Origin of the sequence: Pseudomonas sp. KB_15, assembly GCF_052114525.1 — a bacterium.
GTDB lineage: Bacteria > Pseudomonadota > Gammaproteobacteria > Pseudomonadales > Pseudomonadaceae > Aquipseudomonas.
Map to the genome: position 1 here is coordinate 131,986 of NZ_JBFREX010000017.1, position 20,276 is coordinate 152,261.

19 protein-coding genes are annotated in these 20,276 nt (G+C 60.0%); 3 read left to right on the plus strand and 16 right to left on the minus strand.

The window, feature by feature from the left end; all coding sequences use genetic code 11:
• Positions 1-25 precede the first annotated feature (25 nt).
• The 5 genes from AB4Z35_RS16310 to AB4Z35_RS16330 form a co-directional block, all read right to left on the minus strand.
• Positions 26-1,015, minus strand: a complete 990-nt coding sequence (locus AB4Z35_RS16310; protein WP_442098111.1) for an ABC transporter ATP-binding protein — start codon at positions 1,013-1,015, stop codon at positions 26-28.
• Positions 1,012-1,812: an ABC transporter permease gene (locus AB4Z35_RS16315; RefSeq protein ID WP_442098112.1), complete on the minus strand. Its 801-nt coding sequence runs from the start codon at positions 1,810-1,812 to the stop codon at positions 1,012-1,014. The genes AB4Z35_RS16310 and AB4Z35_RS16315 overlap by 4 nt, the downstream gene beginning before the upstream one ends.
• Positions 1,799-2,635: an ABC transporter permease gene (locus tag AB4Z35_RS16320; protein ID WP_442098151.1), complete on the minus strand. Its 837-nt coding sequence runs from the start codon at positions 2,633-2,635 to the stop codon at positions 1,799-1,801. The genes AB4Z35_RS16315 and AB4Z35_RS16320 overlap by 14 nt, the downstream gene beginning before the upstream one ends.
• Positions 2,636-2,640: 5 nt before the next feature.
• Positions 2,641-3,447, minus strand: coding sequence for an alkaline phosphatase family protein (locus tag AB4Z35_RS16325; RefSeq protein ID WP_442098114.1), 807 nt, complete (start codon positions 3,445-3,447; stop codon positions 2,641-2,643).
• Between the two features lie 177 nt (positions 3,448-3,624).
• Positions 3,625-4,689: an ABC transporter substrate-binding protein gene (locus AB4Z35_RS16330; protein WP_007999681.1), complete on the minus strand. Its 1,065-nt coding sequence runs from the start codon at positions 4,687-4,689 to the stop codon at positions 3,625-3,627.
• A gap of 373 nt (positions 4,690-5,062) precedes the next feature.
• Here AB4Z35_RS16330 and AB4Z35_RS16335 point away from each other — a divergent pair, with 373 nt between their 5' ends.
• On the plus strand, positions 5,063-5,776 hold the full coding sequence (locus AB4Z35_RS16335) for a UTRA domain-containing protein (RefSeq protein WP_442098115.1): 714 nt from the start codon (positions 5,063-5,065) through the stop codon (positions 5,774-5,776).
• A 123-nt stretch (positions 5,777-5,899) separates the two neighbouring features.
• On the opposite strand, the gene AB4Z35_RS16340 is transcribed toward AB4Z35_RS16335, so the two are convergent.
• The 7 genes from AB4Z35_RS16340 to minC all read right to left on the minus strand — a co-directional run bounded on the left by AB4Z35_RS16340 (position 5,900) and on the right by minC (position 12,799).
• Complete coding sequence (locus tag AB4Z35_RS16340) at positions 5,900-8,059, minus strand: mechanosensitive ion channel family protein (protein ID WP_442098117.1); 2,160 nt, start codon at positions 8,057-8,059, stop codon at positions 5,900-5,902.
• A gap of 78 nt (positions 8,060-8,137) precedes the next feature.
• Positions 8,138-8,314: a hypothetical protein gene (locus tag AB4Z35_RS16345; protein ID WP_007999677.1), complete on the minus strand. Its 177-nt coding sequence runs from the start codon at positions 8,312-8,314 to the stop codon at positions 8,138-8,140.
• A 195-nt stretch (positions 8,315-8,509) separates the two neighbouring features.
• Entirely contained in the window at positions 8,510-9,799 is a 1,290-nt protein-coding gene (locus tag AB4Z35_RS16350) for a M18 family aminopeptidase (protein ID WP_007999675.1), read from the minus strand.
• A 212-nt stretch (positions 9,800-10,011) separates the two neighbouring features.
• On the minus strand, positions 10,012-10,647 hold the full coding sequence (locus tag AB4Z35_RS16355; protein WP_007988158.1) for an RluA family pseudouridine synthase: 636 nt from the start codon (positions 10,645-10,647) through the stop codon (positions 10,012-10,014).
• A 141-nt stretch (positions 10,648-10,788) separates the two neighbouring features.
• On the minus strand, positions 10,789-11,043 hold the full coding sequence (minE, locus tag AB4Z35_RS16360) for a cell division topological specificity factor MinE (RefSeq protein WP_007974947.1): 255 nt from the start codon (positions 11,041-11,043) through the stop codon (positions 10,789-10,791).
• Positions 11,044-11,046: 3 nt separating this feature from the next.
• The gene (gene minD, locus AB4Z35_RS16365) at positions 11,047-11,859 is read right to left on the minus strand and encodes a septum site-determining protein MinD (RefSeq protein ID WP_007974946.1); all 813 of its coding nucleotides are present in this window, start codon (positions 11,857-11,859) and stop codon (positions 11,047-11,049) included.
• Between the two features lie 202 nt (positions 11,860-12,061).
• The gene (gene minC / locus AB4Z35_RS16370) at positions 12,062-12,799 is read right to left on the minus strand and encodes a septum site-determining protein MinC (RefSeq protein ID WP_046037759.1); all 738 of its coding nucleotides are present in this window, start codon (positions 12,797-12,799) and stop codon (positions 12,062-12,064) included.
• A gap of 118 nt (positions 12,800-12,917) precedes the next feature.
• Here minC and AB4Z35_RS16375 point away from each other — a divergent pair, with 118 nt between their 5' ends.
• Together AB4Z35_RS16375 and AB4Z35_RS16380 are read left to right on the plus strand one after the other, a co-directional pair.
• On the plus strand, positions 12,918-13,850 hold the full coding sequence (locus AB4Z35_RS16375; protein ID WP_442098119.1) for a lipid A biosynthesis lauroyl acyltransferase: 933 nt from the start codon (positions 12,918-12,920) through the stop codon (positions 13,848-13,850).
• 164 nt (positions 13,851-14,014) lie between these two features.
• Complete coding sequence (locus AB4Z35_RS16380) at positions 14,015-15,187, plus strand: patatin-like phospholipase family protein (RefSeq protein WP_442098120.1); 1,173 nt, start codon at positions 14,015-14,017, stop codon at positions 15,185-15,187.
• Between the two features lie 138 nt (positions 15,188-15,325).
• On the opposite strand, the gene AB4Z35_RS16385 is transcribed toward AB4Z35_RS16380, so the two are convergent.
• From AB4Z35_RS16385 to AB4Z35_RS16400, 4 genes are all read right to left on the minus strand, one after another.
• Positions 15,326-16,111, minus strand: coding sequence for an outer membrane protein OmpK (locus tag AB4Z35_RS16385; RefSeq protein ID WP_442098121.1), 786 nt, complete (start codon positions 16,109-16,111; stop codon positions 15,326-15,328).
• Positions 16,112-16,488: 377 nt separating this feature from the next.
• Positions 16,489-17,274 carry an outer membrane protein OmpK gene (locus tag AB4Z35_RS16390; protein ID WP_442098123.1) on the minus strand — a complete coding sequence of 262 codons (786 nt, stop codon included), beginning with the start codon at positions 17,272-17,274 and terminating at the stop codon, positions 16,489-16,491.
• 182 nt (positions 17,275-17,456) lie between these two features.
• Positions 17,457-18,815: a nucleobase:cation symporter-2 family protein gene (locus AB4Z35_RS16395; protein WP_442098125.1), complete on the minus strand. Its 1,359-nt coding sequence runs from the start codon at positions 18,813-18,815 to the stop codon at positions 17,457-17,459.
• A 149-nt stretch (positions 18,816-18,964) separates the two neighbouring features.
• Positions 18,965-20,266 carry a urate hydroxylase PuuD gene (locus AB4Z35_RS16400; protein WP_442098126.1) on the minus strand — a complete coding sequence of 434 codons (1,302 nt, stop codon included), beginning with the start codon at positions 20,264-20,266 and terminating at the stop codon, positions 18,965-18,967.
• Positions 20,267-20,276 lie beyond the last annotated feature (10 nt).

Here is a 20,276-nt window from a genome sequence, read left to right on the forward strand (position 1 = left end):
TCTCTCTTCAGCATAAGCAAAGGCATCAGGCTACCTCACACAGGGCCGTCGGATCGATGGAAAGCGCCAGGCGCTGACCATCGGGATGCAGATCGGCCGCCGAGCGGTTCAGCACATCCACCACCAATTCCACGCCCCGGGCTTCGACCCGGTAGCGAATCACGTTGCCCAGCAGGCTGTGGCTGCGTATCTGCGCGTCCAGGTCGCCGTCAAGACTCAGTTCGATGGCTTCCGGGCGAATGGCGATACGTTTGCTGATCGGTCTCTGCAACAGCTTCGAAGCGCTGTCGGCATCCAGCAGGTTGTAGTTGCCGATGAATCCGGCAGCGAACACGTCCACCGGCGCAGTGTAGAGGGTTTCGGCGTCGCCGCTTTGTACGATCTTTCCCTGATTCATCAGGAAAATCCGGTCAGACATGGTCAGGGCTTCTTCCTGATCGTGTGTGACGAAAATCGTGGTCAGGCCCAGTTCGCGCTGGATCTGACGGATCTGTTCGCGCAGGTGCTTGCGAATCCGCGCGTCCAGGGCCGACAGCGGTTCGTCCAGCAACAACAGGCGTGGGCGGGGCACCAGTGAGCGGGCGAGGGCAACACGCTGGCATTGGCCACCGGACAGTTGATGCGGATAACGCGCGGCGAAGTCGGTCAGCTCCACCAGCTTCAACACTTCGGCAACACGCTTCTGGCTGTCGTCGGCATTGACCTTTTGCATGCGCAAGCCGAAGGCGACGTTTTGTTCCACGCTCATGTTGGGGAACAGGGCATAGCTCTGGAACACCATGCCGATTCCACGTTTTTGCGGGCTCAGGGGCACGATGTCCTGACCATCGAGCAGAATCTTGCCGCCATCGACCGAGGTCAGGCCGGCGATGCAGCGCAGCAGGGTGGATTTGCCACAGCCGGACGGGCCGAGCAGGGTGACGAACTCACCTTTCTGGATCTCGCAGTTGATGTCACTGAACACCGTGGTGCCTGCGTAGTCTTTTTTCAGATGTTGGACGCTGACGAAGCTCATTGGCTTTTGTCCTTGCTCAAGATATTGGCAGCCCAGGTCAGGACCAGCACAAAGAAGAAGTAGGAAATCACCAGCGCACTGGTGAAATGACCGCTGCTGTTGCGCATGTTGTTGAGGTAGACCTGCAGGGTTTCGTAGCGGGTGCCGACGAGGATGTTGGCGAACACGAACTCACCGAACAGGAACGAGAACGACAGCAGCAGTGCCACCATCAGGCCCTTGCGCAGGTTCGGCAGCACTACCAGGAACGCTGCTTGAAAGGTGCTGGCGCCGAGCAACTGAGCGGCGTCCATCAGGTCGCGCAGGTTGATCGCCTGCAGGTTGTTGGTGATCGCCCGGTACATGAACGGCAGCGCCACGGTGAAGTAGCAACCGATCAGGATCCACGGCGTCCCGACCATGGCGAAGGGGCCGGAACCATAGAGCTGCAGCAGCCCCACCGAAGACACCACCGGTGGCACGGCGAAGGGCAGCAGGATCAGGATGTTCATCAGCGCGTCGAGTTTCGGGAAGTGGTAATGCACCACGAACAGCAGCGGCAGAATCAGCACCACCGAAAGAATCAGCGAACCGACGCAGACCAGCAGCGATTGCCCGAACGCATGCAGGAAGCGCGGATCGCTCCACAGCTGGATGTACCATTTGAGGGTGAAGCCGCTGGGCAGGATGGTCGCCGACCAACTGCTGGCGATCGAGTAGACCAGCGTGCCGGCCAGCGGCAACAGCAGGATGGCAAACAGTAAATACACCGCGACGCGGTGGTAGACACCGGCGGGTCCCAGTTCAGCGCGAGACATGGTAGCTCCTCTTCAACAGCAGCTGATGCACGATGGTCACCAGGGTCATCAAGGCCACCAGCACCACGGCCAGGGCGCTAGCCAGGTTCGGGTCCAGGGAAATGTCACCGGACACCATCGCTGCGATGCGGATCGGCAGCACGTTGAAGTTGCCGGTGGTCAGGGCATATACCGTGGCGTAGGCACCGAGGGCGTTGGCCAGCAGGATCACGAAGGTGCCGAGCAATGCCGGGGTCAGCACCGGCAGACCGATGTGCCGCCAGAACTGCCAGCCATTGGCGCCGAGCAGCTCGGCAGACTCGCGCCAGTCTTCACGCAGGGCGTCGAAGGCCGGGTACAGCAGCAACACGCCGAGGGGAATCTGGAAGTAGGTGTAGAGAATGATCAGCCCGGTTTTCGAGTACAGGTTGAAATCCTGAATGATGCCGGCCTGCTTGAGCATGATGGTGAAGCTGCCGTTGAAACCGAGCAAAATGATGAATGCGAAGGCCAGGGGCACACCGGCGAAGTTGCTGGTCATGTTGGCGAAGGCGTTGACGAAGTTGCGCAGTTTCGAATCGACCTGGCGCAGGGAGTAGGCGCCAAGTATGGCGATGATGATCCCGAACACGCTGGACCAGAAGCTGATCTCAAGGCTGTACTGGATCGCCTGCAGGTAAAACTTCGAGCTGAAGATTTTGCTGAAGTTGGCCAGGCCCCAGCCGAACTCTTCCGATTGCAGGCTGTTGATCATCACCCAGGTCAGCGGGGCGATTTCGAACACGATGAAGAACAGCGCAAACGGGAGCAGGCACAGGGCAGCGAGCCATTTACTGCGGGTCATGGCACTCACTTGAGCAACTCCTGGCAGACCGGTTTGTCGTGAGGCACGCCCAGCAGTTCGCAGACGGTGCCGCAGATCTCGGTCTGTTTCGGCGCGGCGCCGGCGTCGAAGCTGAATGCGTCACCGAGCACGAACAACGGCACCTCACGTTCTTCCGGCAGCAGGCCGTTGTGGGAACGGTCGTTGTTCATGCCGTGGTCGGCGGTAACCAGCACCTGATAGCCGGCATCGAGCCAGCCTTGCAGGTAGTCGGCCAGGATGATGTCGGCCGAGCGCGCGCTGTTGCGGTACTGCGGTGTGTCGAGGCCGTGCTTGTGCCCGGCGTCGTCGATGTTCATCGGGTGGATCAACAGGAAGTTCGGCGCATGGCGCAGACGCAGGTTTTCGGCGTCGGCGAACAGGTGCGAGTCCGGGTAGTGATCGTTCCAGTAGAAATGGCCGTGCTGGATCGGCAGTTCCGGGCTGTCGGTGTGGCGATCCCGGGCCGCCACGAAGGGCGAACGGTTATACAGTTCGCTGACCCAGTGATAGGCCGCCGCTGCGGTCGTCAGGCCGGCAGCGGTGGCGTAGTGATAAATGCTGCGCTGGTTGGACAGACGCGAAACGTTGTTGTGGACGATACCGCTGTCGATCGGCGGAACGCCGGTCAGGATGCATTCGTAAAGCGGTCGGGACAGGGCCGGCAACTCGCACTCCAGTTTATAGAGGGCGGCGCGTCCGGCGCCGACGTACGCCTGCAGGTGCCCCATGGCGTGGCGGGCGACCTCGTAGTTGAGGCCGTCGAGCACGACAAGGATGACGTTGTGCTTCATAGGGGCAAAAACTCCGTGTAACAGATAATTCAAGTACGCAATCAATCCCTTGTGGGAGCGAGCCTGCTCGCGATCGCGGAGGAACAGTCGCATCGTTGTCGACGGTCAGTCCGCTATCGCGAGCAGGCTCGCTCCTACAGGGATCGCCATCAGATCCCGAAATGGGGATCTTCCCGGTTACTGCATATTGATGATGACTTCTTCCTGCCACTTCTGAGGAAGACCCTTGGAGGTCTTTTCCCACGCATCCGCGTCTTTGATCGGCGTCACTTTCTTGTACTGCTCGTTAGGCAGCAGCTTGGCCTGCACCTCGGCTGGCAGGGTCAGGTGCTCGGCACGGATCGGACGGGCGTTGCCCTTGGCCAGGTTGATCTGGCCGGCGTCGCTGAAGATGTATTCGCGGGCCAGCTTGGCGGCGTTCGGGTTCTTCGCGTACTTGTTGATGATGGTGGTGTAGCCGGAAATCACCGAGCCGTCGGACGGGATCAGCACCACGTAGTCATCCGGGTTGGCCATCTTGGCCTTGTAGCTCAGGCCGTTGAAGTCCCAGACCACGCCGACTTCGATTTCGCCTTTTTCCATGGTGGCAATCGTCGGGTTGGACATCGACAGGCGACCTTGCTTGGCGATGTCGGCGAACATCAGCAGGGCAGGCTGGAGGTTCTTCTCGTCGCCACCGTTGGCCAGTGCCGCGGCGAGTACGCCGTTGGCTGCCTGGGCCGCGGTGCTCACGTCGCCGATGGAGACCTTGTATTTGCCGGTCTTGAGGTCAGCCCATTTGGTTGGTGCTTCGGAACCGTGCAGCAACTTCTTGTTGACGATGAAAGCGATGGTGCCGGTGTAGGCCAGTGCCCAGTTACCGTCCTTGTCCTTGGCCCAGGCTGGAACCTGTTCCCAGGTGGAAGGCTTGTAAGGCTGGACCACGCCTTGCTTGACCGCGATCGGGCCGAAAGCTGCACCGACGTCGCCGATGTCCGCGCTGGCGTTGTCTTTTTCCGCGGCGAACTTGGCGATCTCCTGGGCCGAGCTCATGTCGGTGTCGATGTGCTTGAGGCCGTACTTGTCGCTCAGGTCTTTCCAGGTGCCGGCCCAGTTGGCCCAGTCATCGGGCATGCCGACGCTGTTGACGGCGCCTTCCGCTTTTGCAGCGGCTTCCAGGGTTTTCAGATCATCAGCCGCCATGGCGGCAGTGCACATTGCGATGGTCGAGCCTAACAGTGATGCCAGGAAAAGCTTTTTCATTCCGAAGCTCCTTGGGTCGTGTTCAACGCTGCGATTGCGGTTTGTGTTGGTCTAGGTCAGCAATACCTGAGCCAATTTAAGGGGGCTGGATGACACTTTGATGTCGCTCGTCGCCCGGGATGACTTTTTGTTGAGCGCTATCGCGGGTGGCCTGCTAAGCGTAGACCATGGTCAAGGCCCCGGCAGGCAAGGGACTTGGCCGATGAATTGCAGGTTGTTGAAAGATAAGGAAGCCAGAGAATGGCGACCGTTGGGCAGCTTTGTCACATCTCGGTCATCTACGCTGCCTACGCTTGCAGACTATTGAATGAGCCGGTTTGCGCTGCGGTTCTGCCCCGAATTGGTGCTGGTCTAGTCCAGATAGGTAACATTGATGCGTGACGAGGCAACAAAAGCGGTGACAGCCATTGGCCAAGTGCTTCAGGAACAGATCGACCACGGTCTGTTGGCGCCTGGCAGCAAATTGCCGGCCGAGCGCAAGCTCAGTGAATTGTTCGGCACGACGCGGATCACTTTGCGTGAAGCGTTGTTGCAGTTGGAGTCACAGGGGCAGATTTATCGAGAGGAGCGTCGCGGCTGGTTCGTCTCGCCGCCACGCCTGGCGTACAACCTCATGCAGCGCAGCCACTTTCACGCGATGGTCAGCGCCCAGGGGCGGGTTCCGTCCACCGAGGTGATTTCGGCGCGATTGCAACCGGCATCGGCGGCGGTGTGTGCCTGGCTGCAATTGCCGGCGCTGTCGAGCGTGATCCAGATCTGCCGCTCGCGGCGCATCGACGGGCGGCTGGTCCTGTATGTGGAGCACTACCTGAACCCGCAGTACTTTTCGGGGATCCTCGATTTCGATTTGAATCAGTCGATCACCGAGTTGTATGCGCGGCATTACGACTTGCACTACGGCCGGGTGCGCTTCGAGATTGTGCCCACGGCGTTGTCGGTGGATGCGGCGGCGGCATTGAAGGTATCGGTGGGTAGCCCGGGCTTGCAGATTGCCCGGGTCAACTATGACCAGCATGAGCGGTTGATCGACTGTGACCTGGAGTTCTGGCGGCATGATGCGATTCATGTCGGTGTGGATGTGGTTTGACTGATTTGGTTTGTCCGGAACATCGAGTCGTCCCCATCGCGAGCAAGCTCGCTCCCACAGGGAATTGAATCGCACCTGAGAACCAGTGTGGGAGCGAGCTTGCTCGCGATGGCGTCCTGCCAGTCACTCCAGTTTTTCCTGCCCACCGCCCGCAGTCATCACCTGAATACTCATCCTCGGTGTCGCCAGATCCAGTCCGGCTTCATCCATATGTCGTTTCAGCGAAAGATTGAACGCCCGTGAAACCTCCCACTGCTTGATTGGCGCGGTCTTGAAGCGGGCGCGAAGGATCGCGTTGCCCGACTCGAAACTTTCCACTCCCTGAAACTCCAGCGGCGACCAGATATTGCGCCGCTGCAGCGGATCGGTGCGCATTTTCTGGGCGACTTCGCGCATCAGTTTGATTGCGTTGTCGATGTCCATGCTGGCGGGCACTGCTACGCGGAAGATCGCGTAGCCGAATTCCCGGGAGTAATTCTTGATGCTTTTGATTTCGCTGAACGGAATGGTGTGGACGATCCCATCGATATCTCGCAGGCGCACGGTGCGGATGGTCAGGCCTTCGACTGTGCCGAGGTGGCCGCCGACATCCACGTAGTCGTCGATGGCCAGTGAGTCTTCGATGATGATGAACAACCCGGTAATCAGGTCGGCTACCAGTGATTGTGCGCCAAAACCAATGGCCAGGCCGATCACACCGGCACCGGCCAGCAGCGGTGTGACGTTCATGCCCATGTTCGCCAGCGCGACAATCAACGCAACGATGAAAATCGCCACGAACAACACGTTGCGGATCAGCGGCATCATCGTTTGCGCGCGGGCATTGGCCAGGCCTTTGCGCGAACGGGTGAGGGCGTGGTGCACGGCGGTGTCGCTGAGAATCCAGATCAGCCAGGCGAACAGTAGCGTACCGGCGAGGCTGAACAGTTTGACGCTGACTTCATGGCCATCGCCTTCAGTGAAGCGGATCAACGACATGCCCCAGACCCGCAGGCCGAGCTCGATAAAGGCCAGCCACACCAACAGGTGGAGGATGGTGTAGAAGAAGTTTTTCAGCCGCTCCGAATACACGGCGTAACGCCGGATGCCGCGCTGGGGCTTGAGGGCGTGGCGGCGTACCAGGCCGTTGATGACCATGCACAACACCAGCAACACGGTGCAGATCAGCGACTGGCGCAGGGCAGTGCTGGTGTCACCGGCGGAAATGAACGTCGCGAACAGGGAAATGGCCACCAGCACCAGCGCCGGTACGTACCAGAAGGTGCCGAGAATCGACAGAGTGTCGTTGAGGGCGCGGCGGGTCAGGCGCCGGGACAGCGGCTGGTTGCGGATCAGGTGGGCGATCGGGCGGCGGAAACGCAAGATGAACCGGGCGGTGGACAAGGCTGCCAGGACGTTGGCAACCGTGGCAGCAGTGTGGGCCAGATGGCTGCCGAGGCTGTCGACCAGTTTTGGATCACTCAGCGCTTCGCCAAACGCGGCGAAGCTGCCGATCAGCCACAGCGGCCGAAACGCCTGGTGCCGCAGAATGTACAAGGCGCGGTGGCGGTGTGGACCGTCGAGCAGGGAGAAGGCAATCACGCAGATGGCCGAGAAGCAGGTGCCGACCACCAGTGCATAGGCCAGCACCATGGCCAGGCTTTTACCCAGGGACGAGGGCAGGGCGTAGCTCATGTATACCGTGATCACCAGGGCGATCAACCATGGCCCGAGCTTGCGCAAGGCGAAGCGCAACATGTCCAGGGCTCGGGGGTGCTGCGGCAGTTCTTCGGTCAGGCCGAAACGCATCCGCACGCGGTGGCTTATCCAGATCAGTGCGGCGGCCAGCAGGCTCCAGACCATCAGGATCATGGCAAAGGCAAAGAGCATGGGTAGCCATTCATTGGCCGGCAGCGCCAGCGCCACCAGTTCTTCCTTGGCCTGATCGAACTCGCTGGACCAGCGAGTGAGCGGACTGTCGTCGCCGGAAAACTTCTTCTCGATAGTGGCCAGGGTTCCGCCAATCAAGCCCAGCACGCCTTCTTCGGTAATCGGCTGGGCCTTTTGGGTGGCGTCACGGAGCTTTTTCAGATCGGCCAGCAGTTTGCTGCGTTGCTGATCGTTCTCCAGTGACTTGATCACTTCGTCCAGGGATTGCCCCAGCGGTTCCTGTGCTTCGGGCTGCGCCTTGGCCTGGCCGCTGAGCAGGCTTGGCAGGCCGACCGCCTGGGCAGGCGCCACTGGCAGCAGCGTCATCAGGCAGACAAGGAAAAAGCACGGCAGGGCAAAAAGACGAGCGAACACTAGGCGGTCAACCTCGCAAGGAGCGGATCGACCGAGTGTACGAGCCCGTCAAAATCAATGCGAGCCAAGGGTGATGAATTATTCGTTGAGTTTGGCGAGGATCTTGATCACCACGGTCGCGAGGATGCTCAGCATGCCGATCCACATGGTGAACACACCGGCATTTTTGTCGCGAAAGTTGAAGCCGACGGCCAGCAGGATCATCCCTGCAAGAATCGGGACCAGCATGGCGTGAAAGGTAGACATCGAAATCATGGAGACAGCCTTGTCGAATGGATACTTGAAGTCTAGGCGGCTTTTGACGCGGCCGGTGTGTGATGTGTGTAGGAGCGAGCTTGCTCCGGGCGGCGATCCGACGATGGATTTCAGGGCGCCGCGTTTATCCAGAAAACACGGGTAATCGTTAGCGTCCATCGCGAGCAAGCTCGCTCCTACAGAGTATTGCGGGGGTTACGGCAACTCGCGGCAGGCGTAGAACGCGCTCAGCACCTTGACCAGATGTGCCAGGTCATGGCTGCCRCACAGTTCGCGGATCGAGTGCATGGCGAACGTCGGCAGGCCGATGTCCACGGTGCGTACACCCAGATGGCTGGCGGTGATCGGGCCGATGGTCGAGCCGCAGCCCATGTCGCTGCGCACAACGAAACTCTGCACCGGCACTTCTTCAGCCATGCACAGATGGCGGAAGAATCCGGCGGTTTCGCTGTTGGTGGCGTAGCGCTGGTTACTGTTGACCTTGATCACCGGGCCGGCATTGAGTTTCGGGCCGTGGTTGGCATCGTGTTTGTCGGCGTAATTCGGATGCACGCCGTGGGCGTTGTCAGCCGAAACCAGCAGGGATTTCTGAATGGTGCGTACGAATTCATCCCCTTCAGGCAGCAGGCGACGCAAGGTTTGCTCAAGCATCGGGCCATCGGCACCACAGGCCGAGCAGGAACCGACTTCTTCGTGGTCGTTGCAGACCAGCACGCAGGTTTCATCGGTGTCGGTCGTCAACAGCGCTTGCAGGCCGGCGTAGCACGACAGCAGGTTGTCCAGGCGCGCGCCGGCGATGAAATCACCGTGCAGACCGATGACCGCAGCGCTTTGGGTGTCGTAGAAGCTCAGCTCGTAATCGAGCACTACGTCGGCGTTCAGGCCGTGTTCGCGGGCGAGTTGATCGGTGAGCACCGCGCGGAAGTCCACACGCTCGTCACCGGCAAATTGCGCGAGGATCGGCGGCAGTTCGGTCTGGGCATTGATTGCCCAGCCCATGTTGGCTTCACGGTTGAGGTGAATCGCCAGGTTCGGAATGATCGCGACCGGAGCCTTGAAGTCGATCAACTGGCTCTCGACCTTGCCATCACGCCGGAAGGTTACGCGGCCGGCCAGGGACAGATCACGGTCGAACCACGGCGCCAGCAGCGCGCCGCCATAGACTTCGACGCCCAACTGCCAGAAGCCCTGGCGTTGCAGCTCCGGTTGCGGCTTGACGCGCAGGCACGGGCTGTCGGTGTGGGCGCCGACCAGGCGAATACCGCCATGCAGCGGCGAATGACGGCCCATTTTGATTGCGACAATCGAAGAGTCGTTGCGGGTGACGTAGTAGCGACCGTTGGCTTCGGTATACCACGGCTCGCGCTCGTCGAGGCGTTGATAGCCCGCCGCTTCCAGGCGCTGAACAAGGCTGGCGGTGGCATGGAACGGGGTAGGGGAGGCCTTGAGGAAATCGATCAGGCCTTGGTTCAACTCTTCGCGCATAAAGTAGCTCCAGACAGCAGTGGCGCCAGTTTAACGTATTGGCTTGGTAAATGGCGTCGCACTGATTTTGGGGCTGGCCATCGAAATCGAATCTGGAGGAGATCCCCTGTGGGAGCGGGCTTGCTCGCGAAGGCGTAGTGTCAGACAACATCAATAGTGACTGTCACACCGCTTTCGCGAGCAAGCCCGCTCCCACAGGGATTACATCTGTTTCAGAACGGTGCCGGGCACTCGAAGCGCAGGCGCTCGCCACTTTGCGGATGGGTGAAGGTGAGCATGCTCGCGTGCAGGCACAGGCGCGGCCAGGCCGCCAGCGCTTGTTCATGGGCGTAGAGCCCGTCACCCAGCAGCGGATGACCGATCGAGAGCATGTGCACGCGCAACTGGTGGGAGCGGCCGGTGATCGGTGTCAGTTCGACGCGGCACCAGTCGCCGCAACGTTCGAGCACGCGCCAGAAGGTCAGCGCATGTTTGCCGAATTCATGGTCGACCACATGCCGTGGTTTGGTCGGCGGGTCGTAGCGCAAGGGCAGGTCGATGCTGCCGCTGTCGAGTTCCGGCTGACCCCAGCACAGGGCGGTGTAGGCCTTTTCGGTTTCGCGGTCGTGAAATTGCCGGGACAGCTCGCGATGGGTGTCCGGGTCGCGGGCCAGCAGGATGATGCCGGAAGTTTCCCAGTCCAGCCGATGGACGATTCGCGCTTCCGGGTAGCCGTTTTCCTGCAGGCGGGTGATCAGGCAGTCCTTGTTGTCATCGGCCCGGCCAGGGACAGAGAGCAACAGGGTCGGCTTGTTCACCACCAATACGGCGGCGTCCTGATGGATGATGTGAACGTTGGACAACGGCATTAAAACAGCCTCGTAACAAATGCCAACGGCGGCTGCAGGAGTGAGCTTGCTCGCGAAGGAGTGTCAGCGAAATCAATGTGGCTGACACATCTTCGCGAGCAAGCTCGCTCCTGCAACCGCCGTGGCTCCTGGCGGATCGACTCAGCGATCTGGCAGGGTGATATTGAGTTCCAGAATCGAGCAGCTGCCCTGGCTTTCCAGTGCGACATGCACGTCATCGGACCCGATATTGACGTACTTGCGGATCACCTCGACCAGTTCCTTCTGCAAGGCCGGCAGGTAGTCCGGGGTACTGCGTTGGCCGCGTTCGTGCGCCACGATGATCTGTAGACGCTCTTTCGCTACCGACGCGGTGCTTTGCTTTTTGTTGGCACGAAAGAAGTCAAAAAGGTTCATTGCTTAGTTGCCTCCAAACAGGCGCTCGAAGAATCCCTTCTTCTGTACATCGAGGAATCGATGATCCACGGTCTTGCCCAGCAGGCGGTCAACGGTATCGCTGTAGGCCTGGCCGGCATCGCTCTGGTCGTCGAGAATCACTGGAACACCCTGGTTGGATGCCTTGAGCACCGCCTGGGATTCAGGGATCACGCCGAGCAGGGTCACCGAAAGGATTTCCTTGACGTCTTCTACGCCGAGCATTTCGCCTTTGCTCACACGTTCCGGGTGATAACGGGTAATCAGCAGGTGTTCCTTGATCGGGTCTTCGCCGCGTTCGGCACGACGGGACTTGCTGGCCAGCAGGCCGAGCATGCGATCGGAGTCACGCACCGAGGAGACTTCCGGGTTGGTCACGACGATCGCTTCGTCAGCGAAGTACATGGCCAGGTGGGCGCCTTTCTCGATACCTGCCGGGGAGTCGCAGACCACGAACTCAAAGTCTTCCTTGAGTTGCATCAGGACTTTTTCCACGCCTTCGACGGTCAGCGCGTCTTTGTCGCGGGTCTGGCTGGCGGCCAGCACGTAGAGGTTTTCCAGGCGCTTGTCTTTGATCAGGGCCTGTTGCAGGTTGGCTTCGCCGTTGACCACGTTGACGAAGTCATACACCACGCGGCGCTCGCAACCCATGATCAGGTCAAGGTTACGCAAGCCCACGTCGAAGTCGACGATAACTGTTTTGTGACCGCGCAGAGCGAGGCCGGTACCGATAGCGGCGCTGGTGGTGGTCTTACCCACACCACCCTTGCCGGATGTAACCACGAGAATCTTGGCCAAGGTGTTTCACCCCTAAGGAAGAAGGACTTTTCAGTCCCTGAAAAACATCTCCTGAAAAACTACTGCAGTCGGACAGCCTTGGCTGGAATCCGGTTTTGAGCGGCGTTTACCCCCGGTAAACACTGCTTTCGGCCTTTTTCCTACTTCGTTTGAGCCGTTTTCGCTACGTTTTAGAGATGCTTGGAAAATGCGGCAGTATCCGTTAAAGCCGAATGATGTTCAACACGTCGCCGGACAGGCTGACCTGCACACCCGAACCCCATAACGGGTCGCGGCGCAGATCTTCGGAAACCTTGTAATGCCCGGCGATGGAAATCAGTTCAGCACTCATTTGCTGACAGAAAATCCGCGCCTTGGTGTCGCCCTTGACGCCGGCCAACACGCGACCCCGCATCGGGCCGTATACATGGATGTTGCCATCGGCGAGAAGTTCCGCCCCCGGGCTGACCGAGGAGATCACCACCAGATCACAGCCCTGGGCATAAATCTGCTGGCCACCACGTACTGGCGAGGTGATGATTTTCGTCGGCTTGATGGTCGGCTCGGGCGGTTTTTCCGGTTTTTTCTTCGGCTCGCCTTCGGTCAGGTCCAGTGGCCGTTCCCGGGCGCCGGACGGTGGCAGCACCGGCAAGTCCACCGCAATGGCGGCGGCGATGTCTTCGATGCGGCTGGCGCGGATCGCCAGGGTGCGCAGGCCATGCTGGCGGCAAACGCGCATCAGACCTGGCAGATCGACCGCGCCTTCGTTGGCCGGGAGTTTGTCCAGGGCCAGTACCAGCGGCGCATTGCTGAAGAAGTTGGGCGCCTGGGCGACCTTGGCGGCCAGTTGCCGATCAAGGCTTTCGAGGTCGTTACGGGCCAGTTCCAGCACCGTAATGGCCAGCATGCTGCCCTTCAACTGGAACACGGGATCTTGGTCTAGCGGTTCGGTTTGGCTCATGGTCGGCATACAACGACTTGTCACTAAAAGTGCCGAGACTTATAACGAGAACGCCCGCAGGCCGCAAGCCGGGTCGAACGATGTAGAATGCGCGGCCATTGTCATTCCGGAAGCATTAATGGACCGCCCGCGTTTTCGAAAAGCATTTCTATCTCCACGTTTCTGGCCGCTATGGTGTGGCTTGGGGCTGTTGTGGCTGATCGTCCAGTTGCCGTATCCGGCACTGTTGTGGATCGGTCGTGTTCTGGGTGCATTGATGTATCGGGTGGCCGGCGACAGACGGCGCATCGCCAAGCGCAACCTGGAACTGTGTTTTCCTGAAAAAAACGCCGCCGAGCGCAAACTCCTGCTCAAGGAAAACTTCGCCTCCACCGGCATCGCTTTTTTTGAGATGGCGATGAGTTGGTGGTGGTCGCGTAAACGCCTGGCGAACCTGGCTCATGTCGAAGGGCTGGAGCATTTGCAAAAGGCCCGGCGCGAGGGCAAGGGCGTGATCCTGATGGCGCTGCACTTCACGACGCTGGAAATCGGTGCCGCGTTGCTCGGTCAGCAGCACACCATCGACGGCATGTACCGCGAGCACAAAAATCCGCTGTTCGACTATATCCAGCGCCAGGGCCGCGAGCGCCACAATCTCGACTCGCTGGCGGTGGAGCGCGAAGACGTGCGCGGCATGCTCAAATTGCTGCGCTCGGGCCGGGCGATCTGGTACGCACCGGATCAGGACTACGGCGCCAAGCAAAGCATTTTCGTGCCGCTGTTCGGCATTCAGGCGGCGACCGTCACCGCCACGAGCAAGTTTGCGCGGCTGGGCAAGGCACTGGTGGTGCCGTTCACCCAGGAGCGCCTGGCGGACGGCAGCGGTTATCGCCTGGTGATTCATGCGCCGCTCGAAGGCTTCCCCGGTGAAACCGAAGAAGACGACTGCATCCGCATCAACCAATGGATCGAAGCTGTTCTGCGCGAACATCCCGAGCAATACCTGTGGGCCCACCGCCGCTTCAAGAGCCGTCCGCCGGGCGAGCCCAAGCTGTACGCCAAACGCGGTTGAATCCCGCTCTCCTGTAGGAGCGAGCTTGCTCGCGATGGACCAGAGAGCGCCACGGGGCGTCAGGCTCCCAGCGTCATCGTTAGCGTCCATCGCAAGCAAGCTAGCTCCTACAAGGGAACAGGTCGAAACAACGAAATTCCATCAAGCACCATGGAGAGTTGTGCATGAGTCCAGGCGAACCGGTTACAGGGTTGATTCTTTCCGGCGGCGGGGCTCGGGCGGCCTATCAGGTCGGGGTGCTGGCGGCGATTGCCGAATTGCTGCCGCCGGGGGCGAGCAATCCGTTTCCGGTGATTGTCGGCACCTCGGCGGGCGCGATCAACGCAGTCAGCCTCGCCAGCGGGGCAATGGACTTTCGTAGCGCCATCGAACACCTGACGGCCTTCTGGCAGGGCTTTCGCAGTCATCTGGTGTTGCGCAGCGACTGGCCCGGGGTGATCCGCCAGGCCAGCCGCTTTGTCAGCCACAGTTTGCTTGGCATCGGTGCACACATGCCGGTGGCGTTGCTCAACAGTTCTCCGCTGCGGCATTTGCTCCATGACAAGCTGCATATGGGCGGCATCGCCGAAGCGATCGCACAGAAGCAATTGCATGCGGTGGCGGTCACCGCGTTCGGCTATGAGTCCGGCCAGGCAGTCACCTTCTATCAGGGCGGCGGCAAGATCGATGCCTGGTTGCGCCATCGACGCATCGGCGTTCCAACCCGGCTTTCCGTTGAACATCTACTCGCCAGTTCGGCCATTCCGCTGCTGTTCGCCCCGGTGAAAATCGGCGAAGAGTATTTCGGTGATGGTGCAGTGCGCCAGTCGGCACCGATCAGTCCGGCGCTGCATCTGGGCGCCAGTCGGGTGCTGGTGGTGGGCGTCAGCGGCAACCCCCGCGGGTTCGACCCGCAACAACCCTTGCAGCGCAGCTACACCGGTCAGCAGCCGACACTGGCGCAAATCGGCGGGCACATGCTCAACAGTACGTTCATTGACAGCCTGGAAAGTGATATCGAACTGTTGCAGCGCCTGAATCAGTTCAGTCACCTGATGCCCGACGGTACGCCAACCCGTGCCTTGGGCGTGGCGCCGGTGGACGTGCTGGTGATTTCACCGAGTCAGCCGATCGACGAGATTGCCGCACGCCATCGCCAGGAACTGCCACCGGCGCTGCGCCTGTTCTTGCGCGGGCCGGGTGCGACCAAGACCAGCGGGGCGGGGGTATTGAGCTATCTGCTGTTCGAGGCGGGGTATTGCAGCGAATTGATCGAGCTGGGGCGGCGCGATGCGTTGGCCAAGCGTGGGGAGTTGTGCCGGTTTCTGGGGATTAACGAGGCGGTGGTTTCGGCTTGATAGCGGCGGTGCGGCATTCGCGAGCAAGCCCGCTCCCACAAAGATTTGCGCCGAATTCGAATTCGGCGTACGACGCAAATCCCTGTGGGAGCGAGCCTGCTCGCGAAGGCGTCCTTGCAGACGCCGGTTACAGCAGGATCAGAAGTGGAACTTCACCAGGAAGCTCGTCGTGTTCTGATTGGTGTTAAAGGCCTTGGAATCGTCGATCCCGTATTTGTTCGACCAGTAGTCGTACTCAACACCGACATACAACTGTTTGGCACCGAAATTCAGCGCCTTGCCCAGATCGTACTTGACCTGTGGATTGAAGTGCAGGTTGGCGTGGTATTCGCCATTTTTGTTCACATCGTTGTCGACTACCCAGTCCATGAAACCGTCGATCAGGATGTTCGATTCGCCCACCGGGATGGTGTAGGACCAGACCGGGGTGATCTGCCAGACATTGTCGCCCGGGCGGTCGCCTTCGGTGTGGCGGTTGTAGAAGTTCAACTGGAAGTAGTCGAAGCCCGGGATGGCCAGGTCGAAACCAGGGCCGATCAGGTAGGACTCGGTATCGTCTTCACCGAACTCGTAGGTCATGGCCAGCAGCACGTCCTTGATCGGGCCGAACTCGAACTTCTGGTCGAAGATCTTGTTGAACGACAGGCGTGGGCTGAACTCACCGTAGTGGGTGTTCTTGCCAGCGAAGGCGTCTTCCTTGCCGTTGTAGAAGATTTTGTCGATGAAGAAGAAGTTGTCGCCGTACTTCCAGCCATCGGCGTGTTCGAAGGTCACGGTCTGCTGAATGTGCGGGTTGACCTTGAAGTCTTTACCGTAGAGGTAGGACAGGCTGTTGTTCTGCCATTGCAGCAAATCGCCGGCCATGGCCTGGCCCCCGGCCAGCATCGATCCTGCCAGCATCAGGCTAGTGCACGTACGTTTCATTCGGTTGCTCCCAAAAAGTAGGTGGTTCCACGTTATTTTTTTAAAGTCGGCGCTCTGGTGTGGCGCCTGTTTCTGTAGCTGAAAAAAATTATCCATTCGGTCAGCTTTAGCGCTGTGAGCAAGAGCTGGGCCAAGGCTTTCAAAAAGCAAAAAAACTCCCGCTCGACGGCTCAAGAGCGGTCGATTGAGAGGGGTTTTGGAGTGCCTTGGTTCCTGCCAGCGCCGGGATAAGTTGGCCTGCTGGTCAGGTTTTACATCCGGGCTTTTTTTTAAACCGGATTCGGGCGGCCGCGGAGAATACTGACTCCTCGGCCAGGTCTCAAGTGCTCCGCAACGGCGCACCGACGACAGGTTTGGGGCACGGTTGCGGAGCAGCATTAGAAGTGCACCTTTACCAGCAGGCTGGCGGTGTTTTCATTGGTGTTGAAACGGGAGCTGTCCTGGACGCCGTATTTGTCCTTCCAGTAGCTGTATTCGGTGCCGACATACACCTGTTTCTCGCGCCAGCCCAGGGCTTTGCCCAGGTCGTACTTGATCTGCGGGTTGAAGTGCAGGTTGGCGTGATAGGTGCCGCGGGCGTTCTGGTCGTTATCCACCACCCAGTCGATGTAGCCGTCGATCAACAGGTTCGAGCTGCCCAGTGGCAGGGTGTAGGACCAGGCCGGACTGATTTGCCAGACATCATCGCCAGGGCGCGAACCTTCGGTCTGGCGGTAATAGAAGTTCAGGGTGAAAAAGTTGAAGCCCGGTACCGCGAGGTCGAAACCGGGGCCGATCAGGTAGGCCTCGGTGTCGTCTTCGCCGTTTTCGTAGGTCATGGCCAGCAGCACGTCCTTGATCGGGCCGAATTCGAAACGGCGGTCGAGGATCTTGCCGAAGGAGAGACGCGGGCTGAACTCGCCGTAATAGGCGTGAGCGCCTTTGTTCCGGTCTTTGTCGCCGTTGTACCAGGTGCTGTCGATGAACATGAAGTTGTCGCCGTACTTCCAGCGGTCGGCGTGTTCGAAGGTTATCGTCTGCTGGATCGGTGGGTTGATCGCGTAGTTCTTTCCGTACAGGTAGCTCAGGCTGTTGGTCTGCCACAGCAGTAAATCGCCGGCCATGGCCTGACTCGCGGCCAGCAGGCCAGCACCCAACAGCAGGTTGGTTTGTGTCCGAATCATCTGTTGCTCCCTCTTGTTTTTATTTTTGAGGCGCAGGCAGCCCTTGCCCTGTAGGAGCGAGCCTGCTCGCGATGGTCGTCAACGATTACGCGTGTTATCTGGATAAACGCGGTGTTCTCGGGTTCATCGTCGGAACGCCGCCCGGAGCAGGCTCGCTCCTACAGGGGGCGTGTGTTTGCGAGTCAATGCGTATGAGCGTGGCAGTCGTTGATCGCGGCGCGTTCTTTGCCGCCGAGGATGTTGAACAGCAGGTTCAAGGTCAGGGCACTGAGCGTGGCCATGGCGATGCCGCTGTGGGTGATCGGGCTCATCCACACGGGCAGGTGGGCGAAAAACTCCGGGCGTACTACCGGGATCAGGCCCATGCCGATGCTCACCGCCACCAGCAACTGGTTGCGACGGTCACCGATGTCGGCTTCCTGCAGGATCTTGATCCCGGTGGCGGCGACCATGCCGAACATCGCAATCGCTGCGCCACCCAGTACTGCCGGAGGAATCGAGGCCACCAAAAACGCGGCTTTGGGCAGCAGGCTCAGGACGATCAACAACCCGCCGGCAACGATGGTCACCGAGCGGCAGCGCACGCCGGTCATCTGCACCAGGCCGATGTTCTGGGCGAAGGAGGAGTGGGTGAAGGTGTTGAAGAACCCGGCGAAGAACGAGGCGCCGGCATCGCACAGCAAGCCGCGACGCAGCATCCGTGGGCAGACTTCCTGGCCGGTGATCTTGCCCAGCGCCAGAAACATCCCGGTGGACTCGACGAAAATGATCACCACCACCAGACACATCGACAGGATCGGCGCGAGTTCGAACTTCGGCATGCCGAAGTGCAGCGGGGTGACGAATTGCAGCCATGGCGCCTGAGCCATGCCGCTGAGGTCGACCATGCCGAGCAGGCCGCAGAGCACGTATCCCAGGCACATGCCGATCAGCACGGAAATATTGACCCAGAAGCCGCGCATGAAGCGATGCACCAGCAAAATGGTGCCCAGCACCAGCGCGGCGATGGTCAGGTAAATCGGCGAACCGAATTGAGCGGCGCTGGCACCGCCACCGGCCCAGTTCACGGCCACAGGGAACAGTGACAAACCGATCGAGGTGATGACCGTGCCGGTCACCAACGGCGGGAAGAAGCGTACGACTTTGGACATGAACGGGGCGATGATCATGCCGAAGAAACCGGCAGCGATGGTTGCGCCGAAGATCCCTTGCAGGCCGATACCGGGCATGCCGGCCATGGCGACCATGCTGCCGACGGCGGCGAAACTGGCGCCCATCATCACCGGCATGCGAATGCCCATGGGGCCGATGCCGAGGGACTGGACGATGGTGGCGATACCCGCTACCAGCAGGTCGGCGTTGATCAGGAAGGCAATTTCTTCACGACTCAGGCCAGCGGCCTGTCCGATGATCAGCGGTACCGCGATGGCACCACCGTACATCAGCAGAACATGTTGCAAACCGACCAGGATCAGTTGCAAGAGGGGCAAACGCTGAATGGCGGGTGCGTCGGGGATGCGCGCTGCGGATAGCTCGGACATGCAACACCTCGGATCTTTTTTATTCTTGTGATTTTGTGCATCAGGCTGACCGCGGCGCGGCCAATCGCGAGCAAGCTCGCTCCCACAGGGGATTTGTGATCGACACAAAATCAATGTGGGAGCGAGCTTGCTCGCGATGCTTTTAACGATTAATTGGTCTGGGCTCCCTGCACAATCCAGGCACCGATCAGGTCACGTTCCTGCTGGGTCATCTGCGTGATGTTGCCCAGTGGCATGATCTGGCTGGTGACAGCTTGTGCCTGGATCCGTGCTGCGTTCTGGCGGATCTGCTCGGGGGTGTCGAACATCACACCGGCAGGGGCCGCACTGAACAGCGGGCTGGTTGGCTTGGCCGAATGGCAAACGGCGCAACGTTCCTGAATCACGCTGTGCACTTTGTCAAAGCCAGGGCCGGCGTTGGACGCTTGCGCCGGGGCGGCGGCTGGTGCTTCTGCAGGTTTGGCTTCAGCGGGTTTCAAACCACCACCCACTGCGGTTTCCGGCAGCGGCTGGTATTCGATCTTCGCTGGCGCCTTGGCCACTTCCGGGCTGTTCAACGGCGCAGGGCCGGTGACGTAAGCCAGGCTGATCATGCCCACGGCTGCCACCGGCAGGGTCCAGGCAAACTTGTGGCTGTCGTGACGGGTGTTGAAGTAGTGACGCACCAACACCGCCAGTACCGCGATCCCGGCCAGGATCAACCAGTTGTACTGGCTGCCGTAGGTGCTCGGGAAGTGGTTGCTGATCATGATGAACAGCACCGGCAAGGTGAAGTAGTTGTTGTGACGCGAACGCAGCAGGCCTTTGGCCGGCAGGGCCGGATCGGGCGTGCGGTTCTCGGCAATCGCCGCCACCAGTGCGCGTTGCGCCGGCATGATGATGCGGAACACGTTGCCGACCATGATGGTGCCGATGATCGCACCGACGTGCAGGTACGCACCGCGACCGCTGAACACTTTGCTGAAGCCGTAGGCCGCGCCGATGATCAGGACGAACAGGATGAAACCTAGCAGGGCAGGGCGTTTACCCAGGGCCGAGTCGCACAGGAAGGAGTAGATGAACCAGCCGATGAACAGCGAGCCGAGACCGATGGCCACGCCTTCAGGACCGCTCAGGGTGCTGCCCGGAGCCAGCAGGTAGAGCGTCGGGTTGGAGTAGAACACCACGCACAGCAGCGCGATCCCCGACATCCAGGTGAAGTAGGCTTCCCATTTGAACCAGTGCAGGTTGTCCGGCATGGTCGGTGGAGCCAGTTTGTATTTTTCCAGGTGGTAGATACCGCCGCCGTGGATCGCCCACAAATCACCGGCCAGACCACTTTTCGGGTTGACCCGATTGAGGTTGTTTTCCAGCCAGACGAAGTAGAACGACGCACCGATCCAGGCCACGCCAGTAATCATGTGAACCCAGCGCACGCTCAGGTTCAGCCATTCCAACAGATGTGCTTCCACAGTCTTTACC